This window comes from Streptomyces sp. NPDC004788, from assembly GCF_053601115.1.
In genome coordinates this window covers 1-8,291 of the sequence record NZ_JBSGBF010000105.1, presented here as the reverse complement: position 1 = coordinate 8,291, position 8,291 = coordinate 1, and the positions used below count along the sequence as shown (strand labels likewise).

Sequence of the window (8,291 nt, the reverse complement as noted above, 5' to 3'; positions counted from 1 at the left end):
TTCCCCGGGCCCTCCCGCTTTGCGGGAGGGCGGGCCTGCACCGTTAGGTGCCGGCCCGCCCGGGCGGGGTCGTGACTCAGGCGCGCCTCACAGCGCCGGGTACGCGTTCTTCAGGAGTTCCTGGAACTGGGCCGAGAACCACTGGCCGGCCAGTGGCGCGTCCGGCAGGGCGCCGGACATGCTGTTGCCGTTGCGGACGTTGCCCGTGTACGTCGGGTCGCACATCCGGTCGAAGCCCTTGCCCTCGTTGTTGGGGATCTCCTTGCTCGCGCCGTCGGACTCGCCCGGCGGCTTCATCCAGACGTACGCGTCGATACCCGGCTCCGGAGCCGCCTTCGGGCGTTCGCCGAGGCCCGCACCCGCCTGGTTGCACCAGTTGCCCGGGTTGATGCGACGGTCGTAACGGCCGCCGTCGACATAGGTGTTGACGTCCGTCTTCGCGCCGGGTCCGGTGGGACGGGCGGTGCCGCCCCAGCCGTTGCGGGAGGTGTCGATCAGCATGCCGATCCTGGAGTCGAAGCCGACCGAGACCAGCTTGTCGCGCATCGCCTGGGCGTACGACAGCTCGTCGGTGTAGCGGTTCCAGTCCACCCACTTCGACTGGCGCACCGAGACCCCGTTGACCGTGTCGCCGATGCTGAAGTGGTCCTCCTTCAGGGCGCTGTAGTTCGCGGTGTTGACGATGAAGCCGGTCACGTTGGCGACAGTCGAGCCCTCGGCGGTCGCCGCCGTCTTCAACAGCTCGGCGGACGGCCCGAAGTTGTCGTCCCAGCCCAGCCAGCCGTGGTGGCCGGCGTCCAGGTAGTTGTAGACGTTCGGGATCGCGCCCAGCTTGTTCAGGGCGTAGCCCACGCCCTTGATGTAGTTGCCGTTGGCCTTCATCACGTCGCAGTTCGCGGTCGCCGTCGGCCGGCCGCTCACATTGGTGACCAGGTTGGGCAGCGAGTCCAGCTCGACCGTGGTGACGATCCGCAGGCCCGCGTACTTCGGGTCGGACAGGATCGCCGCGATCGGGTCGATGTACTGCGTCTTGTACTTGTCGATCTCCGTCGGGCCGAGTTCGCCGTTGGAGGCGAGGGCCGCGCAGTCCCGGCCCGGCAGGTTGTAGATGACGAACTGGACGACCATCTCGCCGTCGCCCTTCTGCCGCAGGGCCTCGTCGAGGTGCGCGCGCACGCCCATGGCGCCGTTCGCACCGTTGATGGCGGCGATCCGGTCCAGCCAGATGCCGGTGGGCTGGTTCGACACCCGGGTGCCGCCCGGCTCGGCCGCCGCGTGCGCCGACCACTCCGGGTTCACGTACACCCGCGCTCCGACGTACGGGTTGTCCACCTTGGTGCCGGCCGGCGGGGTGGTGGGCGGCGTGGTCGGCGGTGTCGTCGGCGGGGTGGTGGGCGGCGTCGTCGGAGGTGTGGTGGGCGGGGTGGTCGGCGGTACGGAGCCGGTGCAGGTGACGCCGTTGAGCGTGAACGTCGCCGGCACCGCGTTCGTACCGCTGTAGGTGGCGTTGAAGCCGAAGGAGGTGGAACCGCCCGTCGCGAGCGTTCCGTTGTACGAGAGGTTCCTGGCGGTCACGGCGGCGCCGGACTGGGTGATGTCGGCGTTCCAGCCCTGGGAGACCTTCTGGTCGCCGCCGTAGCTCCAGCCGAGCGTCCAGGCGTTGACCGGGTCGCCGAGGTTGGTGACGGTGACGTTGGCCGTGAAACCGGAGTTCCACTGGCTGGCCACCTGGTAGTCGACCTTGCAGCCGGCGGCTGCGGCGCCGGCGGTGGCGGTGCTCAGGGCGGTGGCCGTCGCGCCGGTGGCGGCGATCAGGCCGAGCGCCGCGAACAGGGCGGTGCGGCTTTTCGTGCGGCTCATGGTGTGGGGTGCCCTTTCAGTTTCCGTTCAGGGCGCGCAGATGGTCGCGCAGCCCTGTGCCGAATGCGGTGGGGGTGCCGTCGTACGAGGTGATCAGGGCCGGCCCGGAGGCGCAGTTCCAGGTGTTCCAGGTCCAGCCCAGGTAGGACAGGCCGCGTTCGTCGAACCACTTCATGACGCGGTCGACGAATCCGTGCCCGCAGGTGTTCTCGCCGATCTCGCCCGCCACCAGGGGGACCTGGGCGGCGACCGGGGCGAGGGTGCTGTCCCAGCACGTCTCGTCCACGCAGGAGTTGAAGTTGTAGACGTGCCAGGCGGCGGCCAGCCGGCCGGCCGGGTCCATGGGGCGGTGCGCGAGCCACTGGCTCAGATCGTTGGAGTACGCGAGGCCGGGCACCAGGAGCAGGTTCTGCGCCCCCGTCCCGCGGACCGCGTCCACCAGGTCCTGCATGCCGGCGACCTCGTACCCGATCCCGGGGCAGGTTCCGCCGTCGCGCCAGCAGGTCCATGCCTGGGCGGCGGTGGGGGTGGCGCGGTCCGGGTAGGGCTCGTTGAACAGGTCGAAGGCGACGCGCCGGTCGTTCTTGAAGGTTTCGGCGACGGAGGTCCAGAACGCCGGGGTGTACTGGGCGTCGGGCATCGGTTTCTGGCAGGTGGCGTGGACGTCGGCGCAGCCCGCGGAGTTGCCGGTGTACTGGCCGTACGTCCAGTGGAGCTCGACGATCGGGGTCATGCCGTGGGCGAGCACCCGGCCGACCAGGTCCTTCACGGCCGTCTGGTAGGCGGCGCCCCGGTACTCGGGCTTGACGTTGGCGAGGCCGAGCCAGCACTCCTCGTTGAGCGGGATGCGGACGGCGTCGGCCTTCCAGTCGGCGACGGCCTGGACGGCGGCGTCGTCGACGGGTCCGTCGAAGATGCCGTTCCCCTGCACGCACATGAACTCGGCCCCGGAGCGGTTCACGCCGAGGAGCCGGCGGGTGGCGCCGTTCTGGTCGGTGAGCCGGTTGCCGGTGACGCCGAGCTCGGGAGCGCCGGTGACCGGGGTCGGGGCGGGCGGGGTGGGGGTCGGAGTAGGAGTGGGAGTAGGAGTGGGAGTGGGAGTAGGAGTGGGCGTGGGTGTCGGGGGCGCGGCCTGGTTGCAGACCGTGCCGTTGAGTGTGAACGCACCCGGAGCGGGGTTGCTGCCCGACCACGAGGCGAGGAAGCCGGTGGTCGCGCTCGCCCCGGTGGCGAGCGAACCGTTCCAGCTCTCGTTCGAGGCGGTGACGCTCGCGCCCGACTGGGACCATCTGGCGCCCCAGCCCTGGCTGATCACCTGACCGGCCGGGAAGTCGAAGTCCAGCTTCCAGGAGCTCACGGAGGGACCGTTGTTGGTGACGGTCAGCGCGCCCTGGAAGCCGCCGGCCCAGGAGCCGGTGACGGAGTACTGCACGGTGCAGACCGGTGCGGCCGCGGCTCCGGTGGCCGTACCGACCACGGCGAGAGCGGTGCTCGCCGCGGTGAGCGCTGCTCCCGCGAGCAGCGCCGGTAAGCGTGGGGGATGGCGCATGAGCGAGTCCTCACGGCGAGGGCACACCGGTGACGGCGCGCCGACGGGTTGGATCCGCTCCCACTGGTCGGGCCGACCGTAGCGACAACTTCCCTCAAGGAAAAGAGGAGTTGACCAAATTGGTCGGCGGAATGCCTTCGACTCTTCGGGCGTCTTGACGGCGTCTCACCGGATCTGCACAGTGGGAGCGCTCCCACTGGTTCAGAGCTTGACCGCTCCGCCCTCGCTCCACCCCCACCCGCCGAGACGCGAGGAGAACCACCCGCATGCCACAGCGATCGCCACGACCACCCCGGGTGCGCCGTGCCGTCCGGCCGCTCACCGCGCTGGCCGCCGTACTCGCCCTTCCCGCCGCCCTGCTCGCCGTCGGCCCGCCCGTCCAGGCCGCCACGGCGGCCGTCCAGTGCAGCGTCGACTACAAGACCAACGACTGGGGCTCCGGCTTCACCGCCGAGCTCACCCTCACCAACCGCGCCACCACGGCCCTGAACGGCTGGACCCTCAGCTACGCCTACACGGGCGACCAGAAGCTGGCCAACGGCTGGAACGGCACCTGGACCCAGTCAGGTAAGAGCGTCACCGTCACCAACGCCGACTGGAACGGGACCGTCGCCGCCGGCGCCGCCGTCACCACCGGGGCCCAGTTCAGCTACACGGGCACCAACGCCGCCCCGAGCTCCTTCGCCGTCAACGGCACCGCCTGCACCGGCGCCCACCAGCCGCCGGTGGCCGTCCTCACCAGCCCCGCCCCCGGCGCCGTCTACACCGAGGGCGACGCCGTCCCGCTCGCCGCCACCGCGGCCGCCGCCGACGGCGCCACCGTCGACAAGGTCGAGTTCTACAGCGACACGAGCCTCATCGGCACCGACACCACCGCGCCCTACACCTTCGGCGCCACCTCCTTGCCGGCCGGCGCCCACTCGCTGTACGCCAAGGCCTACGACTCGCTCGGCGCCACCGGCGAGTCCGCCCCGGTCGGCATCACCGTCGCCGCCGGCCCCGCACTCGTCGCGAGCCCCGCCCAGCTCTCCGTACGCCAGGGCGCGACCGGCACCTTCGACCTGAAGCTCTCCACCCGGCCGAGCGCGGACGTCACCGTGACCGTCGCCCGCACCTCGGGCGTCACCGGCCTCACCGCGAGTCCGACCACGCTCACCTTCACCCCGGCGAACTGGGACACCGCCCAGCGCGTGACCGTCACCGCCGCCTCCACCGGCACCGGCACCGCCGTCTTCACCGCGACCGCCCCCGGCCACGCCAAGGCCGAGGTCACCGTCGCGCAGCTCGCCGCGAACTCCACGTACGACGCGCGCTTCCTCGACCTCTACGGGAAGATCACCAACCCGGCCAACGGCTACTTCTCGCCCGAGGGCATCCCGTACCACTCCGTCGAGACCCTGATCGTCGAGGCCCCCGACCAGGGCCACGAGACGACCTCCGAGGCGTACAGCTACCTCGTCTGGCTCCAGGCGATGTACGGCAGGATCACCGGCGACTGGTCCAAGTTCAACGGCGCGTGGGACACGCTCGAGAAGTACATGATCCCCACCCACGCCGACCAGCCGACCAACTCCTCCTACAACGCGGGCAAGCCCGCCACCTACGCCCCCGAGTGGGACCTGCCGTCCCAGTACCCGGCCAGGCTCGACAGCACGGTCGCGGCCGGCACGGACCCGCTCGCCGCCGAGCTGAAGAGCGCCTACGGCACCGACGACATCTACGGCATGCACTGGATCCAGGACGTCGACAACGTCTACGGTTACGGCAACGGGCCCGGGAAGTGCTCCGCCGGACCGACGGCGACCGGCCCCTCGTACGTCAACACCTTCCAGCGCGGCCCGCAGGAGTCCGTCTGGGAGACCGTCACCCACCCCACCTGCGACCGGTTCGCCTACGGCGGGAAGAACGGCTACCTCGACCTGTTCACCGGTGACAGCTCCTACGCGAAGCAGTGGAAGTTCACCGACGCCCCTGACGCCGACGCCCGCGCCGTCCAGGCCGCCTACTGGGCCGACGTGTGGGCCAAGCAGCAGGGCAAGGGCGCCCAGGTCGCCACGACCGTCGGCAAGGCCGCCAAGATGGGCGACTACCTTCGCTACGCCATGTTCGACAAGTACTTCAAGAAGATCGGCGACTGCGTCGGGCCCACCACCTGCCCCGCCGGCACCGGCAAGGACAGCTCCCACTACCTGCTGTCCTGGTACTACGCCTGGGGCGGCGCCACCGACACCTCGGCCGCCTGGTCCTGGCGGATCGGCTCCAGCCACGCGCACGGCGGCTACCAGAACCCGCTCGCGGCCTATGCCCTGAGCAGCTACGCCCCGCTCAGGCCCAAGTCGGCCACCGGAGCCGCCGACTGGGCCACCAGCCTGGGGCGCCAGCTGGAGTTCTACCGCTGGCTCCAGTCCGACGAGGGTGCCATCGCGGGCGGCGCCACCAACAGCTGGCAGGGCCGGTACGCCACCCCGCCGGCCGGCACCCCCACCTTCCACGGCATGTACTACGACGAGAAGCCCGTCTACCACGACCCGCCGTCCAACCAGTGGTTCGGCTTCCAGGCCTGGTCCATGGAGCGCGTCGCCGAGTACTACCAGCAGACCGGCGACACCGCGGCGAAGACCGTGCTCGACAAGTGGGTCTCCTGGGCGCTGTCCAAGACCACGATCAACCCGGACGGCACCTACCGCATCCCGGCCACCCTCCAGTGGTCCGGCGCGCCCGACACCTGGAACCCGGCCGCCCCCGGCGCCAACGCCGGACTGCACGTCACCGTCGCCGACTACACCGACGACGTCGGCGTGGCGGCCGCCTACGCCAAGACCCTGACCTACTACGCGGCCAGGTCCGGCCACGCCGAGGCCAAGCGGGTCGCCAAGGCACTCCTCGACGGCATGTGGGCCCACTACCAGGACCCGCTGGGCATCGCGGTCCCGGAGACCCGCGCCGACTACAACCGCTTCGACGACCCCGTGTACGTCCCGAGCGGCTGGACCGGCACCATGCCGAACGGCGACGCCGTGAACTCCTCGTCCACCTTCGTCTCGATCCGCTCCTTCTACAAGAACGACCCGGCCTGGCCGAAGGTCGAGGCGTACCTGGCGGGCGGCGCCGCCCCCGTCTTCACCTACCACCGGTTCTGGGCCCAGGCGGACATCGCCATGGCCATGGGCTCGTACGCGCAGCTGCTCGAGTAAGGGCCGCCGCCGCGTGAGCGAGCGGCCCCGCGTACGACGCGGGCGGGCGGACCCCGGTCCGGGGTCCGCCCGTTCGCTGTGCCGGAACGCGGTCGCTAGGCGGCCGGGACGACGTCGAGACCCAGCTCGTGGTTCTTGATCGCCTCGCGCACGGCGTTGACGAAGCCGTTCCAGAAGTGGTCGGCGTAGGGAGCGGCGGTGCTCGGCACGCCGGCCGTCGTGCGGCGGTTCGCGGCGCCGGAGAAGGTGCCGAACATCGCCGAGCGCAGCGCCGTGGAGATCTCCAGCTGCGCGCCGGCGCCGGTGCGGGTGCGGTTGACGATGTTCGTCGGGTCGTCACCGTTGATGGGGTCGGTGGCGCCCGCGAGGACCACCGTCACGTTCCAGTCCGGGTTGCTGTTCTTGGTGTTGAGACCGTACTTGTCGAAGGCCGCGAGCAGGTTGCGCTTGAGCCGCGCGTCCAGGCCGCCGACGTTGATCTTCTTCTCGGTCGTGTCGCTGAAGCCGTGCAGGGAGACCGCGTACAGGTTGTTGGCGCAGGCGGCCAGCGCGGCCGGGTCGTCGCAGTGGGTCGACGTGACGTGCTGGTTGTCCGGGTTGGAGAGCGCCTCGTACATCCAGTAGTCGCGCTGCGGCTCGCCCGCCACCGCGGCGCTCGCCGGGTCCGTCGTGTAGTCGAAGGGCGTGTAGCCGGCGACGGCCATGCACAGCTCGCTCGTACCCGACTCGATCGAACCGCCGTGCGGCGCGATGACCGCGGTGCTGTTGACGGCGACGCTCGTGTTCTTCGCGTTGTCCGTGACCTGGACCGGCGCGCCGATGCGGAAGCGCCGCATCCACTCGACGCCCTCATTGGCCGCGTTCCTCGTGTACATGTCCGTGTTCGAGTTGTAGAACTCGGTCGCGGCCGCGGCGGGCGTGGCGCCGTCGCCCACCACGGCGTTCAGCGTGGGCAGGCCCGCGGCGACGGCGGCGACGGAGGCGAGCACGGTACGTCTGCTGGTGTTCGTCATGAGGGTGATCCTGCACCACGTCCCGACGACCGCTTCGGCGGGGTCCCTCTGAACATGACAAGGAGCAGAGTCCGGTGAGCGGGGTGGGCGATCCGATAACCGGCGACGTGGCTTGATCGCTCAGACCGGAAACCGGCTGTCGCGATTCGTGCGCCAAGCCGTAGAAACGGGTGCTGTTTCCCGTTGGTCGTCTTCCGATCCAAGGAGCCCCTCATGACCCGTTTGCGCACCACTGCCATGGCCCTCGCCGGCGCCGCCGCGATGTTCGCCCTCACCGCCGCGCCCGCCCAGGCGGCCCCCGGTGACGTGACGACCACCTGCGCGAGCACCGCCACCCCGGCGGGCTATGTCGACGTCAGCTGGGGCTACAGCGCCAGCTGCGGCACCCAGAACTTCGACCCGAACATCAAGCAGATCAAGCAGCTGACCGGTCTGCCGATAGGCACCGTCGTCCAGGCGTGCGGCTCCACGTACTACCCGGCCGGCTGGACGGCGACCAGCTCCTACTACTCCAGCTCCTGCGTCGCCTTCCCGAACTCCGGCTTCAACAACAACGCCTGGACCCTCAAGCGCGTCTACTGACCGCACCGTGCACGGTTGAGCTGCGGCCGGTGGGGTTGGGAGAGGGCGGGGGTAAGAGAAGGGCCGGAAACCCAAAACAATTTTAAAGTGGGG

Annotated in this window: 5 protein-coding genes; 2 read left to right on the top strand and 3 right to left on the bottom strand. The window is 70.3% G+C overall.

Annotated features, from left to right (window positions below; genetic code table 11):
- Window positions 1–87 precede the first annotated feature (87 nt).
- Complete coding sequence (locus ACWEJX_RS31920) at window positions 88–1,860, bottom strand: glycoside hydrolase family 6 protein (RefSeq protein WP_451610900.1); 1,773 nt, start codon at window positions 1,858–1,860, stop codon at window positions 88–90.
- A 16-nt stretch (window positions 1,861–1,876) separates the two neighbouring features.
- Window positions 1,877–3,409: a cellulose binding domain-containing protein gene (locus tag ACWEJX_RS31915; protein ID WP_451610899.1), complete on the bottom strand. Its 1,533-nt coding sequence runs from the start codon at window positions 3,407–3,409 to the stop codon at window positions 1,877–1,879.
- 266 nt (window positions 3,410–3,675) lie between these two features.
- Between ACWEJX_RS31915 and ACWEJX_RS31910 the strand changes: the two genes are divergently transcribed.
- Window positions 3,676–6,603, top strand: coding sequence for a glycoside hydrolase family 48 protein (locus tag ACWEJX_RS31910; RefSeq protein ID WP_451610898.1), 2,928 nt, complete (start codon window positions 3,676–3,678; stop codon window positions 6,601–6,603).
- Window positions 6,604–6,698: 95 nt separating this feature from the next.
- Here the strand turns inward: ACWEJX_RS31910 and ACWEJX_RS31905 are convergent, their stop codons facing one another.
- Window positions 6,699–7,616 carry a poly-gamma-glutamate hydrolase family protein gene (locus tag ACWEJX_RS31905; protein ID WP_451610897.1) on the bottom strand — a complete coding sequence of 306 codons (918 nt, stop codon included), beginning with the start codon at window positions 7,614–7,616 and terminating at the stop codon, window positions 6,699–6,701.
- A 213-nt stretch (window positions 7,617–7,829) separates the two neighbouring features.
- Between ACWEJX_RS31905 and ACWEJX_RS31900 the strand changes: the two genes are divergently transcribed.
- The gene (locus ACWEJX_RS31900) at window positions 7,830–8,198 is read left to right on the top strand and encodes a hypothetical protein (protein WP_451610896.1); all 369 of its coding nucleotides are present in this window, start codon (window positions 7,830–7,832) and stop codon (window positions 8,196–8,198) included.
- Window positions 8,199–8,291: the final 93 nt, after the last annotated feature.

Bases quoted from the DNA above. Each gene is read 5' to 3' on its own strand.
- ACWEJX_RS31920 (WP_451610900.1), bottom strand. From the start codon at position 1,860: ATGAGCCGCACGAAAAGCCGCACCGCCCTGTTCGCGGCGCTCGGCCTG.
- ACWEJX_RS31915 (WP_451610899.1), bottom strand. From the start codon at position 3,409: ATGCGCCATCCCCCACGCTTACCGGCGCTGCTCGCGGGAGCAGCGCTC.
- ACWEJX_RS31910 (WP_451610898.1), top strand. From the start codon at position 3,676: ATGCCACAGCGATCGCCACGACCACCCCGGGTGCGCCGTGCCGTCCGG.
- ACWEJX_RS31905 (WP_451610897.1), bottom strand. From the start codon at position 7,616: ATGACGAACACCAGCAGACGTACCGTGCTCGCCTCCGTCGCCGCCGTC.
- ACWEJX_RS31900 (WP_451610896.1), top strand. From the start codon at position 7,830: ATGACCCGTTTGCGCACCACTGCCATGGCCCTCGCCGGCGCCGCCGCG.